Source organism: Mycobacterium sp. SMC-16 (assembly GCF_046250085.1).
Classification (GTDB): domain Bacteria; phylum Actinomycetota; class Actinomycetes; order Mycobacteriales; family Mycobacteriaceae; genus Mycobacterium; species Mycobacterium phocaicum.
This window is the reverse complement of sequence record NZ_CP176427.1, coordinates 5,733,576-5,756,800: the sequence shown is the minus strand read 5'-3', so window position 1 is coordinate 5,756,800 and position 23,225 is coordinate 5,733,576. Positions and strand designations below refer to the sequence as shown.

The following is a 23,225-nucleotide window of genomic DNA, read 5'->3' as shown; positions in this document are numbered from 1 at the left end:
AGCGGCGGATGCCGTTGATAACGACTCGATACCGTCGGGTGTGTCGCGTGAGGCTGGTGTGACTGGAGTTGCACAATTGATCGGTTCGGGTCCCGATCGACCAGAACTGAATACTTATGGCGAACTACTCCACTGCACCCGCATCCCTGTTCGCCGGCTCCGAGCTGAGCCGGCGACGCTTTCTCGTGGGCTTGTCGGCCTCGGTGGTGGCCGGCGTGGGTCTGGCGCGGTGCGCCGTCGACGGGCCGGCCGCGACCGTGGCCGCAGCGCCGCCGAAGGCTCCCAAGGAACCGGTACAGCGGGGCATGGGATTGGCGTTGCCGGGCGGCGGCGAGCTCAGCAGCCTGCCGGACGTGGCCGGCAATCGCGTGGCGATCACGCTCGACGACGGCGTGAGTTCCGAGGTGGTGTGCGCGTACACCAAGCTCGCACGGGACACCGGCATGCGGCTCACCTATTTCGTCAACGGCCGCTACCAGTCGTGGACCGAGAACCGGGACCTGATGCTGCCGCTGGTGGAGTCGGGGCAGATTCAGTTGGGCAACCACACCTGGTCGCATCCGGACCTGGCGAAGCTCTCCAAGGACGAGATCGTCGACCAGCTCGAGCGCAACCACAAGTTCCTGCAGTCGACCTTCGGGGTCGACTCGCGTCCGTACTACCGGCCGCCCTATGGCAGCCACAACGCGATCGTCGATCGGATCGCGGCGGAGCTCGGCTACTCGACGCCGACGATGTGGACGGGATCGCTGGGCGACGAGAACATCGTCACCGAGGACTACATCCTCAAGATGGCGGGCAAGTACGTCACCGAGCAGACGGTCGTCATCGGCCACCTGAACCACCTACCGGTGACGCACGTTTACGGCCAGCTGGTCGACCTGCTGAAGGAACGCAATCTGCGGACCGTCACGCTCGACGACGTGTTTCGGAAGCCGCGCGAACTTCCCGTCTGATTCGCCCGCGTGACGTAGCTCATATTGTCTCGTAGGTCACTTGGTCGGCGCCCCACCCTCTTAAATTAAGAAGACTTTAAGGGTTTCTCCTGCATCAGGAATCACACCAGTCACATCCGACACGCCGCTGTTACTTTCGGCGCGCCTCCAAAGGTTTGCCGATGACCGGCGTTGTAATGAAAACGCGAGGGCCGTGCGATAGTCTGGCCCCACGGTGCAACCAATCGCCGACCGCAGGAGTGATCACCGTGTACAACAACCCGCTTTCACGTTCACGCATGGGACGTATTGCCTGGTCCTTGTTCCGTCACCCGGTCAAGAGCCGCGAGTTCCCGGCCAAGAACGAGCGCCTGGTCACCGCCGCGGACATGGTCCGCTTCGGCGTCTAGCGCCTGATCGACTGCCGCAGCCGGCCGTATTCGGCGGTAACGTCAGCTGATTTGCTGATCGTTATTGATTTGTGACCTCCGCGATAATTAAGAACGCACGCCCGCCCGGAACCGAATTCTCGGCTCCGGGCGGTTGCCGTATCTCAGGCCGTCAGTAGCCCGGAGTCCCGGATGGCTTCGGCCAATGGCTCCAGCACGGCCGGGTCGTGCGGTTGCGGGATGTAGATGATCGCCAGGTCCAGCCCTTCGGCACCCAGGCCCGCGGCCTCGTCGACGACCTTGCGGTAGTCCCGGTCCTGGCCGAGCCGAACGTGCGCCGACAGGGTGATCTCATTGGGATCGCGCCCGATGTCGGCACAATGCGCCGCGAGCACGCCGCGCTTGCGGGCAAACTCCTCCGGCGTCCCGCCGACAAAATTCCAGTGATCGGCGTACTTGGCGGTGATCTTCAGGGTGCGTTTCTCGCCGCTACCGCCGATGCAGAACGGCGGATGCGGCTGTTGCGGGCCCTTCGGCTCGTTGCGGGCGTCCTTCAACTGATAGAACTTGCCGTCGAAGGTCGTGGTGTCCTGGCTGAGTAGGCCTTTGAGCACCTCGCAGGCCTCTTCGAAGCGGTCGAACCGCTCCTTGATGGAGCCCAACTCGATGCCGTAGGCGCCGGACTCCTCTTCGTTCCAGCCGGCGCCGATACCCAGCTCGAGCCGGCCGTTCGACACGATGTCCAGCGCGGACGCCATGTTGGCCAGCACTGCCGGGTGCCGATAGTGGATGCCGGTGACCAGAACGCCGACCCGCAGCCGCTTGGTGGCCTGCGCCAGCGCGGTCAGCGTGACCCAGCCCTCCAGGCATGGGCCGGTCGAGTCGGAGAAGATCGGATAGAAGTGGTCGAAGGTCCAGCCGGACTCGAAAGCGTCGATATCGTCGGCGGCCTGCCAAACGGCGAGCATGTCCGACCAGGTGGTGTCTTGCGGTGAGGTTTTGAAGGCGAATCGCACGCTTATTGAAACTAGTCACGACCGGCTCCTAATTCCTGTGAGTTTTCTCGAAGCATTGGCAGACTGGACGCCATGGACCCGGTGGCCGCGCTGCGGGAGATCGCCTTCTACAAAGACCGCGCGCGTGAGGAGTCCCGTCGCGTCATGGCCTATCGCAAAGCCGCGGACGTCGTGGAGGCGCTGACACCCGAACAACGCGAGAAGCTGGGCCGGACCAACAGCTGGCAGACACTCGCCGGCGTCGGACCCAAGACCGCCGCCGTGATCGCCCAGGCCTGGGCCGGTCGTGAGCCCGACGCGCTGGTCCAACTTCGTACGGCGGCAGCCGATTTGGGTGGGGGAGAACTGCGCGCGGCGCTGAAAGGCGATCTGCACCTGCACTCCAACTGGTCTGACGGCGGGGCACCCATCAGCGAAATGATGGCCACCGCACAGCGTTTGGGCCACGAGTACTGCGCGCTCACCGACCACTCGCCGCGGTTGACGGTCGCGAACGGCCTCAGCGCGGACCGGCTCCGTCAACAGCTGGACGTCATCGACGAAATCCGTGACCGGTTCGCGCCGATGCGGATCCTCACCGGTATCGAGGTCGACATCCTCGAAGACGGCTCGCTGGATCAGGAACCCGAACTGTTGGAGCGGCTGGACGTCGTGGTGGCCAGCGTGCACTCCAAGCTGTCGATGGACGCCGCCGCGATGACCCGGCGCATGGTGCGCGCGGTGTCCGGCGGCCAAGCCAACGTGTTGGGCCACTGCACGGGCCGCCTGGTCGAAGGCTCCCGCGGCACCCGGCCGGAATCGAAGTTCGACGCGGCGGCGGTGTTCGCGGCATGCGCCGCCAATGATGTTGCGGTGGAGATCAATTCGCGCCCCGAACGGCGCGACCCCCCGACCCGGCTGCTGAACCTGGCCCTGGACGCCGGGTGTCTGTTCTCGATCGACACCGACGCGCATGCGCCCGGCCAGCTGGACTTCCTCGGCTACGGGGCGCAGCGGGCACTGGATGCCGACGTGCCGCCGGAGCGGATCGTCAACACCTGGCCGGTCGAGCGACTGCTGTCGTGGGCCGGCGCGTAGCGTCGGGCCCATGGTTCTCGGTACGGCGACCGCCGTCACGCTTTTCGCCGCCGGCCTGATCTTCCTGCTGGCGCTGGTTCTCGGCATCTGGAAGTACCGGCAGATGGCCGTCAATCCGGACCATCTGGCGCATCCCTACGTGGACATCGCGCACCGGGCCGCGCTGATGTACTCGTTCGCCACCCTGCTGGTCGCGGTGTTCGTGCAGCTCAGTGCCTGGCCGGCGTGGGTGAACCTCACGGCCGCAATGGTTTTGGTGTTCTTCTTCGTCGTCGCGATCGCCGCGTACATCCAGCATGGGTTTCGCCAGGACACCACCAACCAGTTCGAGCACCCCAGCGGCAGCCTGCACGCCGGGATGCTGGCGCTGATCCTCGGCGAGGTCGGTGGATTTCTCGTGCTGCTGGCGGGTTTCGTGGTTGCGCAGTTCTGAACTCGGCGCGCGGGCATACTGATTCATCATGGCTGGTCGATCGACGCCGCGATGGGCCGCACTGCTCACGGCGGCATGCTTGCTGACTTCGTGCTCCGTGCACGTCGGCGGCGGGGTGACCACCATGTCCAAAGGCCAATTGGAGACGGCGGTCAAGGACAAGCTGAGCACCAAGACCACATCGACCATCGATTCGGTGGTGTGCGACGGCGGTCTCGAGGGCAAGGTGGGAGCGGCGCAGACGTGCACCGTCGTCACCGGCGCGAAGTCGCGCCGCGCCACGGTGCGGGCCGTCGACGTCAAGGGATCGAACATTGCGCTCAGCATTGAAATCATCCCCGGACAGTGAACTGCACGGCTGCCTGCTGCAGCTGAACAGTCCAGCGCGCCCGTGGCTGATTCGCGACGGCGCTCCCGAGGGCGTCGACCTGGTGGCCGAGTGGAAGTCCGACGATCCGGACTGGCGGCAGCTGCTCGAAGACCTGGCAGTGGCGCTGACCTTCCAGATCCATCTGCGCCTGGACGCCGAGAACCGGCTCCTACACGCGGGGGATCACCTGGTCGAATGGCGCCAAGACGCCGAAGGCCAATGGATCGAGTGTCACGACACCGGCGACCTGCGGCTGTTCTGGTCGGGCAATTCGAACTGCATGTACCACCTGATCACGACCGACGACATCAAGATCCCGATCCAGCAGTGCGTCGACGACGCGGGATGGACGTACCGGACCGGTTAGTTTCAATACTCGCCGCGCAGGTACCGCGCGTTGGCTTCGGCTTCGGCCTCGGCCGCTTGAGCCGGCGTCGGCAAGTTCATGTATTCGTCGACGTAGTCGCGGGCGATGTGACTGTCGGCGCCTTGATGGGTAAGCATGTCTTCGATCAGCGAGCGCTGACTGGCCCGACCCTTCAAGCTTGCCAGTGCGGCGGTGGCGACGATCTCGCGGGCTAATTGGGTTTCGTCCATTGACGCCACCTGCGGTTCCAGCTCGATGCGTTGCAGCCAGCCGCTGATGGTCGCTGTGGCAGTGACGGTGCCCGCGCCATTGGTCACGCTGACCGCGAGCGTGATCGGTGCGGTGCTTTCGTCATCCTGGGTGAGAGTGCTAAAGGGGGCGACATCGATGTAACCGGGTGGGGCTATGTAGTCATAGGAATCCGCGTCGTCAGCCCAGTCGTCTGACCCTTCCCATTCATCACCATCCAACGTGCCCCCCGGTCGCGTATGAAATCCCCACGAGAGCCCAACGCCCCGCTCGCTCAGACTATCAACGCGCGATAGCCAAGGGGACTTGACCCCGTGTGTTGGACACGCTGAATCCCGCAAGGTTGGCGGGGGAAGCGAGATGATCCACCACGATGGCAAGGAAAAATTACCCTGACGAGTTCAAACGGGACGCGGTAGCGCTGTACCGAGACACCGAGGGCGCCACGATCACGCAGATCGCCGACGAACTCGGCATCTCCGGTGTGACGCTCTCAGCGTGGTGCAAAGCCGCCGGGGTGCCGATCAGGCACCGCAACCCCACCGCAGCAGCACAGCCGAGCCCCGGCGTTGAGACCCCAGAGCAGGAGCTGGCCCGGCTACGGGCCGAGAACAAGGCGTTACGCGCCACGGAGGCTCGGTTGTCTACCGAGCGTGACATTCTGCGGTCGGCGGCCAAGTATTTCGCCGGGGAGACGAACTGGTGAGCCGCTTCCAGTTCGTCGCCGACCACCTGCACACCTTCGAGGTGAAGTGGCTGTGCGCAGTCGTCGAGGTTGCGCGTTCATCGTTCTACGCCTGGTTGGCCGCTGCCGACGGACGCGCCGCCCGCCAGGCCGCTGACAAGGCGCTGGCCGCGCGTATCCGCACCGTGCACGATGAGGACAACACCTACGGGGCGCCGCGGATCACCGCTGAACTCAACGACGGTGCACCCGACGGTGAGCGGGTCAACCACAAGCGGGTGGCCCGGGTCATGCGCAGTGCCGGGATCGCCGGCTACCGCCGCCGGCGACGGGTGAAGACCACCACGCCGGATCCGGCCAAACAGAAAGTCCCGGACCTGCTCAACCGGGACTTCACCGCCGCGGCACCCAACGTCAAGTACGTCGGCGACATCACCTACCTGCCATTGGCAAGCGGTTCGAATCTGTATCTGGCGACCGTGATCGACTGCTTCTCCGGACGGGTGGCGGGGTGGGCGATCGCCGAGCACATGCGCACCGAACTGGTCGAAGATGCCCTCAAAGCCGCTGCGGCGCTGCGCGGCTCCCTGACCGGTGCAGTGTTCCACACAGATCACGGAAGTCAGTACACCTCAAGGGATTTCGCGAACCTCTGCCGTGACTTGGAGGTCACCCAGTCTATGGGTGGCGTCGGGTCAAGTGCCGATAACGCGCTGGCCGAATCGTTCAACGCCGCCCTCAAACGCGAGATCCTGCAGGACCGCAGCCACTGGCCCGACGCTGCTACCTGCCGCCGCGAAGTGTTCCGCTGGCTGGCTCGCTACAACACCAAACGACGGCACTCCCGGTGCCGCTATTCCAGCCCTGCGACCTACGAAAGGACCCTAACACCGGCTACGCTGCCAGTAGCCGCGTAACCACAAATCCCGTGTCCACTACATGGGGGCAAGGCCCAAGTCCTCCCACAACGATCCGACGAGCGAGCCATCGGAAATTCGTGCGAATTTGGAGCGCACGTCCGGGTTAGTGTGGGTGGATGGAGCCGCGGTAGCGGATGTTTTAGCGGTGGGGGCACGTATGAGCGAATTGAGGGTCGATCCATCCGAGATCCATAGGTCGGGTGTCGAGGTCGGAAACGTTGCAGGAACTATTAACGCGGCGTTCACCAGTGTCGACAACACACTTGCTTCGGCTCAGTCACGTTGGGTGGGTCATTCGGCTCGCGCCCTGGCGTCGATGGCGAGCGATTGGCAGCAAGCGACAAGGGCGCATTATCAGGCTCTTGCTGAACACGGTGAGAACCTCACTTCCGCGGCAAAGCGATATGGTCAAGCGGACGAATCTGGGGCCCGCTCGGTGCGAAGTGCGGCCGCGAGCATAGCGGACTCAGGTCCGGCGAAACGTGGCGACTTCGATCTCGACACGCAGTTCAACCGCCCACAGGGTCTTGTCGGCGGTCCAGCTGGGGCGCCTCCTCCCGAATCGGGTTATGAATGTGTAGCCGCCGCCACGGGAGTCGCGATGACGGTTGTTCAGGTGACCCAAACAAAAACCTGGTGGACGCAGCCGGGTGGATCGGATGGGCAGCATTGCAAGTGAGGACTGAGTCGAGGTCGCGTCCGCGTGTATCGATTGGAGGTGAGTCTGACCATGCTTAGACATTGGTGGATCGAGTATTGGTGGATCCTTGCATCGCTGGTGTACTGCATTCTTCTCGTCGTTTTGATTCGTGGTGGGATGTGGGCAAAATCTGGACCGAAAATCGTATTGGCAACTTTATGTGTACTTGTCCTATTGATTCCGTCGATGCACGCGCCCGGAAGCTATGTAAATGCCATGCTCGTCGTGCTCAATCTATTGATATTGTTCAGAACAGTCTTTATGCCGGGGATGTCATCGACACGCCTGGATCGATAGGCTGGCTGCCTTTCGGCGCAGCGAAACAGTTCGCGCACGCCGGGGCGCAGCTATTACTCGGCAACCGACTGAGGCGGTACGGCTGTTTGTGGAAAGTTGTCATGGTGTAGGTCCGGGGGCGAGGTTGAAACTGATGAATTGAGTGCGGGGCGGTCGGTGCTTGTTGGGCAACGATATTTGAGTCGAATGTACGTCCAAGCTCGGTTTATAAATGGCCGAGTGCATCTGATGGGGCCGGTGTTCTATGGGTTTGTCGGTAGCTGACATTGACGAGTGGGACCCCGAGTCGATTAGTGCCGTAGGTGCGGCGGCCGCAGCTAGAGCAGCAGCTGCTTCGGAGGCGTGGTCGAGTTTGATGGGGCTGTCTGCATTTGACGCCTGGCGCGGTGAGGGCGCAGACGCGGCTCGTGCACGTACCGAGAAGTACGCCGACGGGTTGGACCAACATGGCCAGGCTGCGTCGGCAGTGGCGGTAGCAGCCAATACGGCGGCGAATGAGATTCGGCAGGTCAAGAGGCAACTGGCTGAGCTGAGGGCTACCCTCGGGCAATATGCGATCACAGTTGACGCGAGAGGTAGCCGTGTCGTGCCGCCGACCAACTTGTCGTCGCTGACACCGGCCACGCGAAACCTGGTTCAAGATGCGACCAAGATCGGGCAGCAGAGCCTAGATCAGCTTAGATGGGCGGCCGAGCAGGCTGACGCTCACCTCTCAAACGCGATGGATCCCATCGGCACATCGAAGGCCAGTTTCGATCTGGACACACAGTTCAATCGCCCGCAAGGCCTTGTCGGGGGTCCCGGCGGGGCGCCTCCTCCTGAATCGGGTTATGAGTGCGTGGCTGGGGTGACGGCCGTCACTATGACGGTCGTTCAGGTCACCCAGACAAAAACATGGTGGACGCAGCCAGGGGGATCGAACGGAAAGCACTGCGCGTAGGAAGTGGGTCAAAGCAAATGAGAAAAATGGCAAAAGCGTGCGCTCGAACTTAAAGTCTAGCTGATCGAGAATTGAGCAAGTCCGGCGAAGAGGCTTAACATGCAATAAGGTGGCTGTTCTGCTAGTGCATAGTTAGTGTGCCCGGACCCGTAACCGATCAAATATGCTTACTTCAGTCACAGTGGTTCCAGTTGTTGCAGCGTCGCAGCTCGTCATACCATCGAATCTGCAACGCTAGCGCTCTTTGATTCAGCGGTCTGCGAGCACCACCCGTTCGATTGCAGCTGCCGTCACACCGTCACAGTCCAGGGCGGACACTCCGCCTCTTTGATCTCGGTCTTGATGGATAAACCTTGAATGACAGATCTAGCATTGAGTAGTACACATGCGCAGTTGGGCGCGCCCGCCGATGTCGCTGTTATTCGGTGCTCTCTGGGAACAGTGGCTGAGTATCCCGATTACCCCGCTGAGTGGGGTGACCTCGACGCGATCGCGCTGTTGTGGTCGGCCGATGCCATACGCGAGGCAGTGCTGATCGCCAGCCCCGGCCTTGCAAGTCAGGTTGACAAGTTGCTGGAGAGCTCGGCGGCTGATACGCCGGCGAGAAAGCGCAGACGCCTGCACAAAGGCCTGCTGAAGTACGCGCTGCGCCTTAGCAGCAGATGTACGCCGTTCGGCGCGTTCGCCGGTGTCGCTGTGCTGGCGGTTGGCGACGTTGAGCCTTTGCTCGGGCCTTCTCATATCCGACACGTTCGGGCGTCCGGCGCGGTAACCAGACGGCTGGTGCGATTGGCGCGGACGATGCCGCAGGTGCGGTTATATCCCAATCCGGCGTTGATGGAACGTGCCGACCGCATGGTCGTCCGCGTCATGCGTGGCTCTAACGACACGCACACGCAGTCCTCGATCAGGGCCACCGGGCCTGCCCGTCTGGCAGTCGCGGCTTGTTCGGGCACCGCGACGAGGCAGGACGTCGAGCGGCAGGTAGCCGCGGCGTACCCAACTGCCGGCCGAACGAAGGTCCGCGAACTGATCGACCAGCTGCTAGCGGCCGAGGTGTTGTTGTGTGAGGCGGAGCATTCCGCGTTCGACAGCGACCCGTTGGTGCGGCTGCCCGACGCCGTCGAGGGCGTCGTCGAGATGCGAGCTGCTGTTGCGAAGTACAGCGACGCGTCGGATCCGGCAAAAGATGGCAGCCTCGACGAGTTACTGCATTTGTCCTTCGTTGGCGGCGTCCAAAGAGACATCCATGTCGACCTCGAACTGGACGTGTCGGGTCAAATCCCAACGCTGGTCGTTGACGCGGCACGCAATGCCGTCACAGCCCTGGCTCCGACAATGGGACACCTGCCGATGAACTCGGGACTCAACGAGTTTGCTGACGAGTTCGCGGAACGGTACGGCCGAACCCTTGTGCCGTTCCTGACGGCCATCGACGAGGAACTCGGGATCGGTTACCCGCGCGCCTACGAGGCCGTCGCTCAGCGGCGCCCGGCTATCACCAACGAAGAAGATCCTGATGTCGAACGCCGCCGGGCTCTCATTGGCCGACTGCTACAGCAGGCTGCAGCTGACCGGTTGGATGCGGTGGAGCTGACTGATGCGGATCTGGCAGGCTTCTCGGAGCCAAGCGGCTTACCGAGTACGCTCGACGTCATACTCAAGCTCCGCCGCGAACCTCTGGGCTTGCGCGCGTCGATTATTGGCATGGGCTTTCCGGGTGGATCGGCCGTTGGTCGCTTCACCGCCGTAATGCCCCGTGCATACGATTTCGCACGGCGCTGTGTCGAGATCGATAGCGCCTGGTGGGCCGATAGCACAGGAGGCCGAGGCATCCTCTGCGGAGTGGATTACATTGCTGGGTCGGACTCGATCAACGAAGTGTCCACGACCGCACCGCTCTACCCAATGACATTGGCAGTCAATGCGCGTCCTCCTAAGTCAGCCGGTGCCGTGCTCACGCTCGCTGACGTCTACCTCGGTTTCGCCGAGGGACGTATGCGGACGGTGCTTGCCGACGGCACACCGTTGAGCTTCCGTCAGTTGACCATGGCAACGACGCGCGCTTCAGCCAAAGCTGTTCGGCTACTACGCGATATTTCCGATGCAGGGATCCAGCGGCCGTTCTGGTCCTGGGGTGAGGCCGAGTCGATCATGAATTGCCTGCCGGAAGTCCGATACAAGGGTGTCACGCTCACAGAACAGCGATGGCGGTTCCCGGCGAGTGCAGACCGATCCAAGGTCGCGCTGAAGGAGTGGATCACCACGACTGGCATAAGCCGCTACGTGCTGGTCGGACCTTACGACAACCAGCTGCACCTCGACACGCGGCATCCACGGCACCTGGACCTACTGCTCGACGAGATCATCGACGGAAGCCAGTGGTTGTATCGCGCACCGGAGCCCGAGCAGACAGGCGTTATCCGCGATCACCGGTCGGCAATGCACGCAGCTGAGGTGGCGGTGACCGTTGCAGCGCCGGGAACACGGCGCGGCGAGCCGGACCTCCTTGGTTGGCCACTGCATGACCCCTCCGACGACGAACAGCGGTTGTTGGTGCCGGGAGGTGCCTGGACGGCGTTCGCCATAGACGCGGCCAGCAATTCCCACGACCGCGTCTTGAGGGCCTTTGCCGACGACTTCCCCGACCTCGTCGGCGACTGGTATTTCGTGCGTTATCGACAAAACGACCAAGACCAGCTGCGCTTGCGAGTCAGGCGACCCGTTGTGGAGCTCGCCGGGGTCTTGGCTTGGCTGGCAGAGGCCCGGCTGGCCGGGCGCATCGGTGATTATACGATTCCTGTTTACCACCGCGAGCTAGAACGCTATGGCGGACCCCGGAGCTTTCAGGTCTATGAACGGCTGTTTTGCCGAGAGTCAGCACATATAGTTGCGATGCTGCCGATCTTGGACAGTATGTCCTTACCCGCGACCGACACGCCGCGCCTGGTCAGGTCGGGCATCGAGGCAGCTGCTGGCATCCTGGCGCAGTGGTTGGACGGTCTCGATCCGAATAGAGTCAGCGCCAACGAAGTGGTCGGCGCCACTATCGATCACTACGGCGGGGAGCTCGGTTCGGTGGTACACAAGATCAAAACGGAGTTGCGCCAGCGGCAGCCAGGGGTCGATGAGGGCAACGGCTTGGTCGCTGATATGCGCAGCTTCTGGGAGCACCCAGCTCACAGCGCCGCTGTGATGACTCCCGGTGTTTTGCAGAGCGCAAGTCACATGTTCTGTAACCGGCTCGGCCTGCGCAGGCACGAGGAGTTCGCCGCCATGTGGTTGGTCAAGACGGATCGAAACCGCAAGGCCCGGCGGGGGGCCAGGCACCGATGACAGCCTTCCGCTGCGGCAGCTGGCGCCGCACGGTCTATTCCGGAAGCATCGGCATTTCCCAGCCGGGATCTTTGCCGACCAGCGCGCCGCGCGTCAGGCAGGCGTTGCCGAATTTCTGGCGCACCAGGTCGACGGCGCAGTCCACCGCGGCAGTGTCGGGCTCGCCATCGAAGGGCAGCTCGAGCTGTTCGGTGCCGGCGGTGTCGACGTTCGACACCGAGAACCCCATCAGCGTCAGCCCGCGCTCGGCGATCATCGGCCCTGCCGCGGCAACCAATCCGCGTGCGGCCGTGAGGATTTCCTCCGTCGACGCAGTCGTGCGGCGCATGGTGTGCGACCGCGTCACTCGACTGTAGTCGTCGAACCGCAGTCGCAGGACCACGGTGCGGCCGGTCCGCCCGCTGCTGCGCATGCGGCGGGTGATGCGGTCGACCAGGTTGATGATCATGGCGTCGATATCGTTGTCGGACATGGTGTTCCCGCGTCTGCCGACGGCGCGTTGGGCGCCGACCGAGCGCCGTCGTACACCGGTGGTCACGCGCCTGCGGTCGGTGTTGTGCGACAACGCGAACAGCTGACGTCCCATGGCCGCGCCCACCATGGCGCCCAGCGCCGACTCGGTCAGGGCCGCGACGTCGGCCACGGTTTCGACGCCGTGTTCGCGCAGTTTCTCCGCCGTCTTGGCGCCGACACCCCAGAGATGTTGCACCGGAAGCGGATGCAGGAACGCCAGCTCGCGGTCCGGCGGCACCAGCAGCAGCCCGTCGGGCTTGGCCTCGCGGCTCGCGACCTTCGCCAGAAACTTGGTGCGGGCGATGCCGACCGTGATCGGCAGTCCTACGCGCTCCCGGACCGCCTCGCGCAGCGCGGCGCCGATCTGCACCGGGGTGCCGGACACCCGGCCCAGACCGCTGACGTCGAGGAAGGCCTCGTCGACCGACAGCGGCTCGACGAGCGGCGTGGTGTCATGGAAAACCTTGAAGACCTCTCGGCTCGCCTCCGAATAGGCGGACATCCGGGGTGGGACGACGATGGCCTGCGGGCACAGGCTGCGGGCCTGGTGCCCGCCCATCGCGGTGCGCACGCCGAAGGCCTTGGCTTCATAGCTGGCGGCGAGCACCACGCCGGCGCCGACGATCACCGGCCGGCGGCGCAGCGCGGGATCGTCGCGCTGCTCGACCGAGGCGTAGAACGAGTCGAGATCGGCGTGCAGGATGGCTGCCCCGGCGTGTGCTTGGACGTCCGACACGAACATATGTTCGCACAGACGTTCGATGCACGAAAGGTCAGCTGCCGTAGATGCTGGTCAGCCAGATGTGGGTGAGGGTGTTGACGACGTCGTCGTGTGCGACGGCCCCGGGCTCGCCGGCCAGGGTGGCCATGATCATGCGCTCGTTCATCAGGTTCAACGAGGTCGCCAGGTCCCGGGCGGGCACAGTGTCCGGCGCACTGCCGCGCGAGCGTTCCGCGGCGATCAGGGCGGCGGTGAGGTTGATCCACTTCTGCATCAGGCCGGCCCAGAACTCGCGTAGTTCGGGAACCGTCCTGACGGCCTCGACGCCGGCTCGCGCCGTGGCCGGGTGGGAACCGAATGAGCTGAAGAAAATCTCGATGCCGTGCCGGATTGCCTTCTTGGGGTCCGCCGGCATGTCTTCGAGCGCGCCGTCGAAGCCGGTGTCGGCGCGCTTGATCAGCGGGTCGAGCAGTGACAGCAGCACCGCTTCCTTGGAAGCGAAGTAGAAGTAGAACGTCGGGCGGGAAATGCCGGCGCCTTTGGCCAGGTCGTCGACGGAAATCTCGGAGAACGATCGCTGCTCCAGGAGACTGGTCGCAGTGGCCAGGATGGCCGCTTCCCGGTCGTCGCCGGACGGTCGAGCCGCGCGGCGGCCCCGGGGTGCCCGGGTCTGTGCGGCGGTACTCATGCAGCTGAGCCTAACAGTTTGTCGAGTTTTTCAACACACTGTTGACCGGCTCAACACCATGTTGATACCGTCGGTACCATGATCGAACACTTCGATGTTGTCATCGTCGGTGCCGGAATCTCCGGCATCAGCACCGCCTGGCACCTCCAAGACCGCTGCCCCACCAAGAGTTACGTGATCCTGGAGCGCCGGGAGAACATCGGCGGCACGTGGGACCTGTTCAAGTACCCCGGCATCCGCTCGGACTCCGACATGTTCACCCTCGGTTTCCGGTTCAAGCCGTGGGAGTCGGCCAAGTCGATCGCCGACGGTCAGTCGATCTGGAACTACATCAACGAGGCCGCCGACGAGAACGGCATCCGGCAACACATCCGCACCGGTCAGCGCGTCACGTCGGTTGACTGGTCGGACGCCGAGAACCGCTGGACCATCAACATCGAGGCCGGCGGCGAAAGCAAGCAGATCACCGCGTCATTCCTGTCGGTGTGCAGCGGCTACTACAACTACGACGAGGGCTACTCGCCCGAGTTCCCCGGCGCGGCCGACTTCAAGGGCCAGATCGTGCACCCGCAGCACTGGCCCGAGGACCTGGACTACACCGGCAAGAACGTCGTCGTGATCGGTTCCGGCGCAACAGCCGTCACGCTGATCCCGTCGCTGGTGAACGGCGGCGTCGGCCACGTGACCATGCTGCAGCGCTCGCCCACCTACATCGGCGCGCTGCCGCTCGAGGACCCGGTGGCGAAGCAGACCAACAAGTTCCTGCCGAAGCACCTGGCGCACTTCGTGAACCGCTGGAAGCAGATCGGCTACAGCACCGGGCAGTACCAGCTCGCCCGCAAGTTCCCGGCCGTGTTCAAGAAGGCGCTGCGCCAGATGGCCGAGCGTCGGCTGCCTGAGGGCTTCGACTACGACAAGCACTTCAGCCCGCGCTACAACCCGTGGGACGAGCGAGTCTGCTTGGCGCCCAACGGTGATCTGTTCAAGGCGATCCGTTCGGGCAAGGCCGGCGTCGTCACCGACACCATCGAGACCTTCACCGAGAACGGCATCAAGCTGACCTCGGGCGAGGAGTTGCAGGCCGACATCATCGTCACCGCAACGGGTTTGAACATGCAGCTGTTCGGTGGCGCGACCGCCAACCGCAACGGCGAGCCGATCGACCTGCCCTCGTCCATGACCTACAAGGGCCTCATGCTGTCGGGCGTCCCCAACATGACGATCACCTTCGGATACACCAACGCGTCCTGGACGCTCAAGGCCGACCTGGTGTCCGAGTTCATCTGCCGCGTACTGAACTACATGGACGCCAACGGGTTTGACCGCGTCGAGCCGCAGCACCCGGGTGACAGCGTGGACGAGCTGCCCTTCATGGACTTCACCCCCGGCTACTTCAAACGGGCCATGGACAGCCTGCCCAAGTCGGGTTCGGAAGCGCCCTGGAAGCTCAAGCAGAACTACTTCTTCGACATGCGGACCATCCGGTACGGCAAGGTCGACGAGCAGGCCCTGCAGTTCACCAAGCACCGGGTTGCCGTGAACGCCTAGTTCTCGGCTATGCCGCGAAACCCCCCAAAATCTGCGATTTTGGGGGGTTTTCCGTTGTCGGTAATGCCGGGGCTTTGGATGGAAGGCGTGACTCGGCCTATTTGTCGCCTCCGGCGACCACGACGATGCCGTCCTCGTCGCAGTACGCGACGTCGCCGGGGACGAACGTGACGCCGCCGAAGGTCACCTCGACGTCGCGCTCACCCGCGCCGGTCTTGGTGCCCTTGCGCGGATTGGTGCCCAGCGCCTTGATGCCGACATCGATGGTGCGCAGCGTCGACGCGTCGCGCACCGGTCCGTTGACGATGACGCCCGACCAACCGTTGTCGTGGGCGAGGCCGGCGATGATGTCGCCGACGAGGGCGGTGTGCATCGAGCCGTCGCCGTCGACCACGAGGACCCCGCCGTCACCCGGCGTCGACAGGATCGACTTGAGCAAGGCGTTGTCCTGGAAGCACTTCACCGTGGTGATCCGGCCGGCGAACATGGTCCGACCGCCGTAGTTCTGCAACTGCAGATCGCAACTGCGGACGTCGGGATAGATCTCGTCGACGAGGTCGGCGGTGGCGCGGGGTTCGATGGTCACCCGCCGATTATCTCAGGGGCGATGTCAGTCCGTGGCGCGGCGTCGGGCCAGCAGCACGACGAGCAAGGCCAGCACGCCCGCGGCGAGCACCGCGGCGACAGGCACCGGCGAGCGTTGCGGAACGGGCGGCGCCAGGTTGAGCACGGGCAGCGGTGCGGGCGCCGGGGGCTCGGGAGTCGGGGGCGGGGGAGCAGGGATCTCCTGAGTCGGGGCCGCTGGTGGGGCCACCTTCGGCGGAGCCTTCTTAGCGGGGGCCTTCTTGGCCGGGGCGGTGGTCGCGGCCTTCTTGGCGGGCGTCTTCTTCGCCGGCGCCTTCTTGGCGGGCGCCTTCTTTGCCGCGGCCTTCTTCGCCGGAGTCTTCTTGGCAGGAGTCTTCTTCGCCGGCGTCTCCTTCGCGGGGACGCCCGGCTCTGACTCGTCGGGGGAATTCTGCTCGTCTGCCATGCGAATGCTCCTCTGAGCGGTTATGCCACTCCGAGGCGGGCCAGGACGTCCGCGTCGATGCCGTCGAGCTGGCTCTCGATGGCTGCGTGCGCGGTCCGCCGCTGCGGGGCCGGCATGTTCTCCGCCGCCGTCACCGCCGCTGACAGGTCGGCCAGCTTGCCCGACAGTGTCGCCACGAACTGTTTGGTCTCGGCATCCTTGGGCTTGTTCTCGGCCACCTGGCGCAGCGAGCGCTCCGCGCCCGCGATGCGGGCGGACAAGACGCCGCCGGCGCCGGAGAACTGCCCGATCTGACTCAGCGGGACACCCAGCTGGTCCGCGCGGCGTTGGTCGATAACGCCGCGCGCGGCAATCGCGGCCCGGTACGCCACCGGGACGACAACAGGGGCGAGGATGCGCGACACCATCAACAGCCGGCGAATCTTGGTCGGCGACAGCAGCTTGCCCTCACGGACCGCCTGCAGCTGCGTCTCAGCAACCTTGAGTGCCATCTTGTCGCTGTCCCGCTGGGCTTTCACCCCGGCCCGGTCCCGCTTCGTTTGCCGACGGCCGTCCGCCTTGATGCGCTGGGCCTCGTTCTTGGCAGACAGCCGTGCCTCGAGTTTTGCCTTCGCCTTGATCGCCTTCGCCTCGGCGCGACGGGTTGCCCGGCTCTTGCGTCGCTTGAACAGGCCCATTCCGGCTGACCTCCCGGTCGTCTCGACACGTGTGCACGATCTTGCTGCGATGGTGACGTCACCCTATCGTCCGTGAGCCGGAATCGGGCACTGGGTCTTGGGTCGAATTGCGCCGCAATTCCGGGGTGGAATTTCCCACATTTCTGGCTACTTTATCCAGCAAACAAAGTCCGGCGTCTGTGCGACAATTATTCGGAATTCATCGGAGCGGGTTTTTGATGCCATGAAAGCGGAGGGACCGATGGCGCCACGCCAACGAATAGCTGCAGCTGCCGCTCTGATGGCATCTGGGCTGTTGATCGCTGGCATGGGGGGCGCGAACGCCTTCGCTGATTCAGCAGCTTCCGGTAGTGGATCGAGCGGCCACGGTGGCGGGACGTCCCACGAGGGCACGAAGCCCGGTGGCAGCTCAACCGCTGGTGGCGGGCACAAGGCCCCTACGCGGCCGGCCAAGCCGGCGGGTGGCCAGTCGCAGGCGCCGTCGACCGGTGGTACCGGTTCGGGCGTGAAAAAGGATAAGAGCGGCGCCTCCGGCGGCGTTGCTCACAGTGGTTCCGAAGCCGGTGCTCACGACCCCGGCAAAACCGGCTCTTCACAGATGAGGGTGTAGAGGTGGTTGGCGCGTCGTTGCCGGGATAGAGGTCGAGGTCTCTCGAAAATGAGGGTTCCTACACTCCTCATCCGAAAGACCTCGACGTGCCTGACGCTACCGGTCGGGCGGGCTTCGCCTGCGCTGACCTGACGACTTTCTGCCGCCTCGACGAACTTGGGCTGCAGGTGACCGGACAACGCCTTGAGCCCGGCCGTGCTGTGCTGGCGTGCCGGGTGACCGACGAGGACCGGTGGTGTCGTCGCTGCGGCGAAGAAGGCATCCCACGCGACAGCCTCACCCGTACTCTGGCCCATGAGCCGTTCGGGTGGCGCCCCACCACACTGCTGGTGACCATCCGTCGCTACCGGTGCGCCGGCTGCGCCCACGTGTGGCGACAAGACACCACCAGGATGGCCGAACCACGTGCCAAGCTGTCGCGGCGTGCTCTGCGGTGGGCGCTGGAAGCCATTGTCTGCCAGCATCTATCCGTGGCTCGCATCGCCGAAGCGCTCGCGGTGTCGTGGAACACCGCCAACAACGCGGTGCTGGCAGAAGGCCGACGGGTGCTGATCGCCGATCCGGCCCGTTTCGACGGCGTGGCGGTGATCGGCGTCGATGAGCACGTCTGGCGGCACACCCGTCGCGGTGACAGGTACGTCACCGTCATCATCGATCTCACCCCTGTGCGTGACGGGACCGGTCCGGCTCGGCTGCTCGACATGGTCGAGGGTCGCTCAAAAAAGGCGTTTCAGGACTGGTTGGCCGAGCGGCCGCAGGACTGGCGTGACGGCGTGGACGTTGTTGCTATGGATGGCTTCTCCGGGTTCAAGACCGCTACCGCCGAGGAACTGCCCGAGGCGGCGACGGTGATGGACCCTTTCCACGTGGTGCGCCTGGCTGGCAACGCCCTCGATGAGTGCCGCCGCCGGGTGCAGCTGGCGACATGTGGGCACCGCGGCCGCAAGTCCGACCCGCTCTACACCTGCCGACGCACCCTGCACACCGGTGCCGATCTGCTCACCGACCGCCAGCGCACCCGGCTGGCCGCCTTGTTCGCCGCCGACGCCCACGCAGAAGTCGAGGCCACCTGGCAGATGTATCAGCGCACCGTGGCCGCGTATCGTGAACCCGACCGCACGAAAGGCCGCACGATGATGGCGGCGCTGATCACCACGCTGAGCACCGGCGTTCCCAAGCCGCTGACCGAACTGATCACCCTGGGACGGACCCTGAAGAAGCGTGCCGCCGACGTGCTGGCCTACTTCGACCGCCCCGGCACCTCCAACGGGCCCACCGAAGCGATCAACGGCCGCCTCGAACACCTGCGCGGATCCGCGCTGGGCTTCCGCAACCTCACCAACTACATCGCCCGGTCACTGCTCGAGACCGGAGGCTTCCGAACTCAGCTCCTTGCACCTCGGCAGTGAAGAGTCCTCAACGCATATTCGACGCGGCCAGAGCGTCATTGGTCTCGGTCACCGAGAAACGATCGGGGTGCCAGCCTCGGGGCAGCCAGTCGCGCATCTCCTGCGCACCCAGCCCCATCGGTGTTGCCCGCGGGTCGTACCCGCCACGAACCCACGCAGCCAATTCCTCATAGCCGCCCAAGCCACCACAATCCTCCGGCGGGCAGGCCATCTTGCCCGCCAGGCACACCGGAGCCGAAGGTGGATCATCGAGAACGTCTTCGACCACCAGCACGTGCTCCCATCCGTCGCCGAAGTCGTAGTCATAGAACAACCGGTCGCCCTTACCGGAGACCACCTGATCCAGGCGCACACCGTCCTCGACGAGACCGTCGTCGCCTTCGCTGAGATCAAATCTGGTGACGAAGTAGACACGGGTACGCCGGTCCGCCCCGACACCGAACTTATGCAGATGACCGTCCTGCCAGCCCATCGCAACCTGCAGCACGTCATGCAGCTCATCGAGCACGAGGTCACCCGGCAGGACCAGACGACGCCAGATCGGCGGCTTGGCGTACATCAGGTCGACCCGCACCCGGAAACCCCGCACACGCTCCGGCACAGCTCCCACCTCGGGTGTCGGTTCATCGAACACTCCCGCGAACAAATCCCGGCCAGCATCGGCCATCAGCTGTTGCAGCATCGACAGGTCCACACCACCCCCGGACACCGCGCTCTTCCTCTTACTCTTCCGCTTCTCCTCCGGCACACACCCAGCCAACCAGACACCCCAATCACAGGCCGACAGCAGCTGACCGTTCTACACCCTCAATCATGAAGAGCCGCAAAACCGGTGATTCCGGCAAGAATACGTCCGAAAGTAATGCCTCCAGCAAACAAAAAAATGCCACTTCTCCGGCGCGATCAGAGGATTCTGGAACGCCGAAGCCGGCCGCTGGCGAACATCAGCCGTCGGCCGGCTCGTCGACTCAGCAGGCCGAAGCCGGTACGGCGACGGGCACCACCGCCCCCGCGACGACAGTCGGAACCAGCCAGCCGGAACCGGCTGCCGCTACCGGTCCGACGCCCGCGGCCGCAGCCGCGGCCAGCTTCCCCGGGATCCGGCTTCCCAGCCTGACCAGCCTTCCCAACCTGTTGGGTCTGCCCGCCCTCTCCGGCCTGCCCAAGCTGCCCGGCCTGCCGACGGTTCCCACACCGGGGGGCGTCAAGCCGGGAAGCGGTTCGGACAGCCCTGCCGCGCCGGCCACCTCGCCCACCAAGACGCCGGTCAAGGCGACCCCGGCCGGGGCGACCACCAGCATCAACTTGATGGGGCTGACGTTCTCCCTGCCGACCGCGGCCGTCCACACGACGTCGACCGGCGCCGTGCAGAGCATCGATCTGACGAAGATCCCCCTGGCGTCGCTGGTACCGCGACTGCCTCGGTGGGACCAGCTCCCGCAGCTGCCCGACATGTCGAACATCCCGGTGCTGGCGCAGCTCGCCGCGATTCCGGTGTTCGTCCTCGCCCACATCGAGCCGGTCTATGACTTCGTCGCAGGACTCACCAACGCGACGCTCGACGCCGCGACATCACTGCCGTTCATGCAGACGTCGCTTTCGATGCTGAGCGAGCAGGTCGTTCCGACCATGAACCTGAACGTCGGGCGTCCGAACCGCATGCCCACGGTCATGGCGAGCCTGCCGACAGCGCCGGTGCTGGAACCTCCGGCGTTCCCCGCGCTGAAACTGGACAACCCGGTCGTGGTCAGCGCGCCGGCGGAAGTGCCTGCGGTGCGGTCACCGCAGCCGACCACATTCGGCACCAAGAACGAGATCATCGCCGAACCCGCTTTCCGCGCCGGATATCCTGACTACCTGCGTGCGGCCGGTCTCAGTGAGGTGGCGGCGGTGGCCGTCCCCGGCTTCACCGGCATCCTCATCCTGACCGGCGCTGGTGGGTTGGTCGGGTACCGGCAGGCGCGCGCTGGTCACGTGGTCCGCCGCAGCGGCACTGCACGATTTATGACCTGACGGAATGGGTCTGCGGCACAATTGATGGCAACCGTGCCAATCGCAGTGAAAGGGGGTTCGGCATGCCCGCGAGCCGCCGTGTCACACGCGCAGTCAATTCGGTGCTGGATCTTGCCCCGCGACGTGGTGAAGTCTCACTTGCCCGTCTCGTCGAAGCGGTCAGTGAGGATCGTGGTCGCCCGATCGAGGTGACCATGGCCGACCTGCCGCCAGGGGTTTGTGGTCAGTGGCGCCAGTACAACGACCGCGATGTGTTCCTCTTGCAAAAGGGACTCCCGGCCGGGGACCGGACGCTCGCCCACGAGCTCGGCCACCTGGTTCTCGGTCATGAGGGTGTCTCCGTCGTCGAGGCCGCCAGGGACTCCATGGAACTGGCGAGTTCCGATCTCATCGGCTACATGCTGAATCAGCGGACCGGCTGTATGGGCCCGGCCGGCGAGGAAGCCGAACAGGAAGCCGAGGATTTCGCCGCGCTGCTGATCCATCGGCTCGGCCGGCTGCCTTCTGACCGCTCCTCGATCGTTCAGATCCGTCTCGGCGAGGCGTTTGGTTGATCATCTGGGTAATCGCCGGCCTGCTCGGCCTGGCGACCGGCCTTCGTATCGGTTGGGCACTGGTCAACAAGCAGTCGCTCGTCAGCGCGGCGATGATCGTCGCACTCGGCAGTCTGGGCTTGGTCGCGGCACTGAACTGGGAGCCGCTCACGCTGCTGCTCGACACGATCCTGCATTGGCCGAACGTGTCCAGCATGCTCAGCCAGGTCGCGCTGATCGCCTGCGCCGCCGGCAGCTGCGTCATGATCACGTCGGCGTCGTCGAGTCGTAAGCCGCTGGCGATCCGCCGAATTGCCCTGGCGCAGTACAGCGTTGCCGCGGCGATCGCGGCACTGACGCTGGTGCTGTTCTTCTTGACGCCGCGCCAGCCCGAGATGGCGCCCGAGGAGTACCTGCGCCGCAATCTCGGGTCGGGCGGCAACTCGCTGTCCTGGCTGCTGCCGTTGCTGTACGTGCTGCTGGCGCTGACGCTGGTCGCGTGGGCCGGCGTGCGTAACTCGAACCGCACCCGGCGGGGCCGGGCCCTGTTCGTCTTCAGCGTCGGCATCGTGCTGATCGTGTTGGCCAGCGCCTTCATCTTGTTGCGAGCCGTGGGCAGCACCCAGCTGATCGGCGTCGGCGCGGCGGCGACCATCCTCGGCTGCGCGATGCTCGTAGTGGCCAGCGGCTCGCTCCTGCCCAGCGTCGAAGACTGGTTCGGGGCGCGGCGCGAACTGCGGACCATCGCCCCGCTCCTGGCCGAATTGAGCCGTCGTCATCCGAACATCGGGATCGGCGTGCGGCCCCGCGGGCCGCTGCTCTTCCGGGTGGCCGAACAGATGTCACTGATCTCCGACGCGCTGTACCTGGAGGCCACCGCGGTTCTGGACGGTGGCGGCGCCGGTAGCAGTGACCGCGTCGACGTGGCGCCGGATGTGCAGGCGCGGCGGGTGGCCAGCTGGATTTACGACGGCCGCAGCGGCCGGCCGAAGGGCGGATCGCGAACGAAGTTCCCCGGGCCGAGCTGGCTCAGACAGCCCGCGAACTATTCGGACCGAGAGTGGATTCTGGCGATTGCCGCGCAGTACCGCGAACTGGATCGGCAGGGCAAGGCTGAGGCGACCGGAACCGCCGCCAAGGCGTCCGTCGGTCGGGTGAAAGCAGTACGACCAGCGGATTAACGGAATCCGCTGGTCGTAATGTGGTCGAGCCCGGTCGGGCTAACCGGGTCAGCTGTCGAGGTTCTCCTGGCGACGCAGCTCGTCAACCTTGTCGGCGAGGTCCTTCTTGGCTTCAGGGGACAGGCCGACGGTACGAGCGGCAATGCGGCGGATGCCCTCATCGCGCATGTTGGCCAGCCAGGTCAGTTCCTTGTCGAGCTTCTCGTAGTACTCGTCGTCGGTGAAGTAGGCCGGCTTGATCCGGAAGAAGTTGGCAAGCGCCGCCATGGTCGCGACGGACGGGTTGGTCCGGTTGCCCGAACGCAGCTGCGACAGGTAGGGGGCCGACATGGTCACACCCTCGGCCTTGAGTGCGGCGATGACCTCGGCAGATGTGTGAGCACCGCGTCCTGGCGGGTAGACGGTGTCAAACAGCCGGTTCAGCCGAGCGGCGAACGTCATGCTCATCGGTTATTCCTCCACTTAGCGATATCTGCAGGCGTCAGTGTCACTATTTGCTGACTATCGTAGCGAGAGTTGCGCCGAGAGCCAAGTGCAAACCACGGAAAACTCGATCCAGCTACCAAATTTGTCGGTTCAAAAGGCTGC

Annotated in this window: 23 protein-coding genes; 14 read left to right on the top strand and 9 right to left on the bottom strand. The window is 64.7% G+C overall.

Annotation, left to right across the window (positions count from 1 at the left end):
* Positions 1-164 precede the first annotated feature (164 nt).
* Positions 165-956, top strand: a complete 792-nt coding sequence (locus ACJEIK_RS27990) for a polysaccharide deacetylase family protein (RefSeq protein ID WP_409431771.1) — start codon at positions 165-167, stop codon at positions 954-956.
* Between the two features lie 532 nt (positions 957-1,488).
* Here the strand turns inward: ACJEIK_RS27990 and ACJEIK_RS27985 are convergent.
* Positions 1,489-2,340 (bottom strand): LLM class F420-dependent oxidoreductase, encoded by an 852-nt coding sequence (locus ACJEIK_RS27985; protein ID WP_061002230.1) that lies wholly within the window; start codon positions 2,338-2,340, stop codon positions 1,489-1,491.
* 72 nt (positions 2,341-2,412) lie between these two features.
* Here ACJEIK_RS27985 and ACJEIK_RS27980 point away from each other — a divergent pair, with 72 nt between their 5' ends.
* From ACJEIK_RS27980 to ACJEIK_RS27965, 4 genes are read left to right on the top strand one after another with little or no spacing between them, the layout of a single operon-like run.
* Entirely contained in the window at positions 2,413-3,417 is a 1,005-nt protein-coding gene (locus ACJEIK_RS27980) for a PHP domain-containing protein (RefSeq protein WP_409430695.1), read from the top strand.
* A gap of 10 nt (positions 3,418-3,427) precedes the next feature.
* Positions 3,428-3,850 (top strand): hypothetical protein, encoded by a 423-nt coding sequence (locus ACJEIK_RS27975; RefSeq protein WP_064857329.1) that lies wholly within the window; start codon positions 3,428-3,430, stop codon positions 3,848-3,850.
* A gap of 28 nt (positions 3,851-3,878) precedes the next feature.
* Positions 3,879-4,199, top strand: a complete 321-nt coding sequence (locus ACJEIK_RS27970) for a DUF4333 domain-containing protein (protein WP_064857328.1) — start codon at positions 3,879-3,881, stop codon at positions 4,197-4,199.
* Positions 4,177-4,587, top strand: a complete 411-nt coding sequence (locus ACJEIK_RS27965; protein WP_409430694.1) for a hypothetical protein — start codon at positions 4,177-4,179, stop codon at positions 4,585-4,587. The genes ACJEIK_RS27970 and ACJEIK_RS27965 overlap by 23 nt, the downstream gene beginning before the upstream one ends.
* A gap of 2 nt (positions 4,588-4,589) precedes the next feature.
* On the opposite strand, the gene ACJEIK_RS27960 is transcribed toward ACJEIK_RS27965, so the two are convergent.
* On the bottom strand, positions 4,590-5,057 hold the full coding sequence (locus ACJEIK_RS27960; RefSeq protein ID WP_409430693.1) for a hypothetical protein: 468 nt from the start codon (positions 5,055-5,057) through the stop codon (positions 4,590-4,592).
* Between the two features lie 152 nt (positions 5,058-5,209).
* Between ACJEIK_RS27960 and ACJEIK_RS27955 the strand changes: the two genes are divergently transcribed.
* The 4 genes from ACJEIK_RS27955 (at position 5,210) to ACJEIK_RS27940 (ending at position 11,714) form a co-directional block, all read left to right on the top strand.
* Positions 5,210-6,438, top strand: a protein-coding gene (locus tag ACJEIK_RS27955) for an IS3 family transposase (RefSeq protein WP_109557065.1) whose coding sequence is annotated in 2 segments (ribosomal slippage) — positions 5,210-5,522 and positions 5,522-6,438 — 1,230 coding nt in all. Because the reading frame shifts where the segments join, the coding sequence is not laid out codon by codon here.
* A gap of 22 nt (positions 6,439-6,460) precedes the next feature.
* A complete protein-coding gene (locus tag ACJEIK_RS27950) occupies positions 6,461-7,120 on the top strand; it encodes a WXG100 family type VII secretion target (protein ID WP_409430692.1) in 660 nt (219 codons plus the stop codon).
* A gap of 65 nt (positions 7,121-7,185) precedes the next feature.
* Positions 7,186-7,548: a hypothetical protein gene (locus ACJEIK_RS27945; RefSeq protein ID WP_409430691.1), complete on the top strand. Its 363-nt coding sequence runs from the start codon at positions 7,186-7,188 to the stop codon at positions 7,546-7,548.
* 1,271 nt (positions 7,549-8,819) lie between these two features.
* A complete protein-coding gene (locus tag ACJEIK_RS27940; protein ID WP_409430690.1) occupies positions 8,820-11,714 on the top strand; it encodes a lantibiotic dehydratase in 2,895 nt (964 codons plus the stop codon).
* Positions 11,715-11,748: 34 nt separating this feature from the next.
* Here the strand turns inward: ACJEIK_RS27940 and dinB are convergent, their stop codons facing one another.
* Both dinB and ACJEIK_RS27930 read right to left on the bottom strand, forming a co-directional pair.
* Positions 11,749-12,969 carry a DNA polymerase IV gene (gene dinB / locus ACJEIK_RS27935; protein WP_409430689.1) on the bottom strand — a complete coding sequence of 407 codons (1,221 nt, stop codon included), beginning with the start codon at positions 12,967-12,969 and terminating at the stop codon, positions 11,749-11,751.
* A gap of 31 nt (positions 12,970-13,000) precedes the next feature.
* Positions 13,001-13,636, bottom strand: a complete 636-nt coding sequence (locus ACJEIK_RS27930; RefSeq protein WP_409430688.1) for a TetR/AcrR family transcriptional regulator — start codon at positions 13,634-13,636, stop codon at positions 13,001-13,003.
* Positions 13,637-13,714: 78 nt separating this feature from the next.
* On the opposite strand from ACJEIK_RS27930, the gene ACJEIK_RS27925 reads away from it, so the two are divergent.
* Positions 13,715-15,184, top strand: coding sequence for a flavin-containing monooxygenase (locus ACJEIK_RS27925; RefSeq protein ID WP_409430687.1), 1,470 nt, complete (start codon positions 13,715-13,717; stop codon positions 15,182-15,184).
* 97 nt (positions 15,185-15,281) lie between these two features.
* On the opposite strand, the gene rraA is transcribed toward ACJEIK_RS27925, so the two are convergent.
* From rraA to ACJEIK_RS27910, 3 genes are read right to left on the bottom strand one after another with little or no spacing between them, the layout of a single operon-like run.
* On the bottom strand, positions 15,282-15,770 hold the full coding sequence (gene rraA, locus ACJEIK_RS27920; protein ID WP_409430686.1) for a ribonuclease E activity regulator RraA: 489 nt from the start codon (positions 15,768-15,770) through the stop codon (positions 15,282-15,284).
* Between the two features lie 24 nt (positions 15,771-15,794).
* Positions 15,795-16,214 carry a hypothetical protein gene (locus tag ACJEIK_RS27915; protein WP_409430685.1) on the bottom strand — a complete coding sequence of 140 codons (420 nt, stop codon included), beginning with the start codon at positions 16,212-16,214 and terminating at the stop codon, positions 15,795-15,797.
* Between the two features lie 20 nt (positions 16,215-16,234).
* The gene (locus tag ACJEIK_RS27910; protein WP_409430684.1) at positions 16,235-16,891 is read right to left on the bottom strand and encodes a DUF6474 family protein; all 657 of its coding nucleotides are present in this window, start codon (positions 16,889-16,891) and stop codon (positions 16,235-16,237) included.
* A 696-nt stretch (positions 16,892-17,587) separates the two neighbouring features.
* Here ACJEIK_RS27910 and ACJEIK_RS27905 point away from each other — a divergent pair.
* Complete coding sequence (locus tag ACJEIK_RS27905) at positions 17,588-18,910, top strand: ISL3 family transposase (RefSeq protein WP_052545499.1); 1,323 nt, start codon at positions 17,588-17,590, stop codon at positions 18,908-18,910.
* Between the two features lie 7 nt (positions 18,911-18,917).
* On the opposite strand, the gene ACJEIK_RS27900 is transcribed toward ACJEIK_RS27905, so the two are convergent.
* A complete protein-coding gene (locus ACJEIK_RS27900) occupies positions 18,918-19,619 on the bottom strand; it encodes a plasmid pRiA4b ORF-3 family protein (protein ID WP_052583420.1) in 702 nt (233 codons plus the stop codon).
* A gap of 104 nt (positions 19,620-19,723) precedes the next feature.
* Here ACJEIK_RS27900 and ACJEIK_RS27895 point away from each other — a divergent pair, with 104 nt between their 5' ends.
* The 3 genes from ACJEIK_RS27895 to ACJEIK_RS27885 all read left to right on the top strand — a co-directional run bounded on the left by ACJEIK_RS27895 (position 19,724) and on the right by ACJEIK_RS27885 (position 22,637).
* Complete coding sequence (locus ACJEIK_RS27895) at positions 19,724-20,923, top strand: hypothetical protein (protein WP_409430683.1); 1,200 nt, start codon at positions 19,724-19,726, stop codon at positions 20,921-20,923.
* Positions 20,924-20,985: 62 nt separating this feature from the next.
* On the top strand, positions 20,986-21,477 hold the full coding sequence (locus tag ACJEIK_RS27890) for an ImmA/IrrE family metallo-endopeptidase (protein WP_061006642.1): 492 nt from the start codon (positions 20,986-20,988) through the stop codon (positions 21,475-21,477).
* A complete protein-coding gene (locus ACJEIK_RS27885) occupies positions 21,474-22,637 on the top strand; it encodes a hypothetical protein (RefSeq protein ID WP_346415269.1) in 1,164 nt (387 codons plus the stop codon). The genes ACJEIK_RS27890 and ACJEIK_RS27885 overlap by 4 nt, the downstream gene beginning before the upstream one ends.
* A gap of 48 nt (positions 22,638-22,685) precedes the next feature.
* On the opposite strand, the gene ACJEIK_RS27880 is transcribed toward ACJEIK_RS27885, so the two are convergent.
* A complete protein-coding gene (locus ACJEIK_RS27880; protein WP_020099577.1) occupies positions 22,686-23,084 on the bottom strand; it encodes a helix-turn-helix domain-containing protein in 399 nt (132 codons plus the stop codon).
* Between the last annotated feature and the right edge of the window lie 141 nt (positions 23,085-23,225).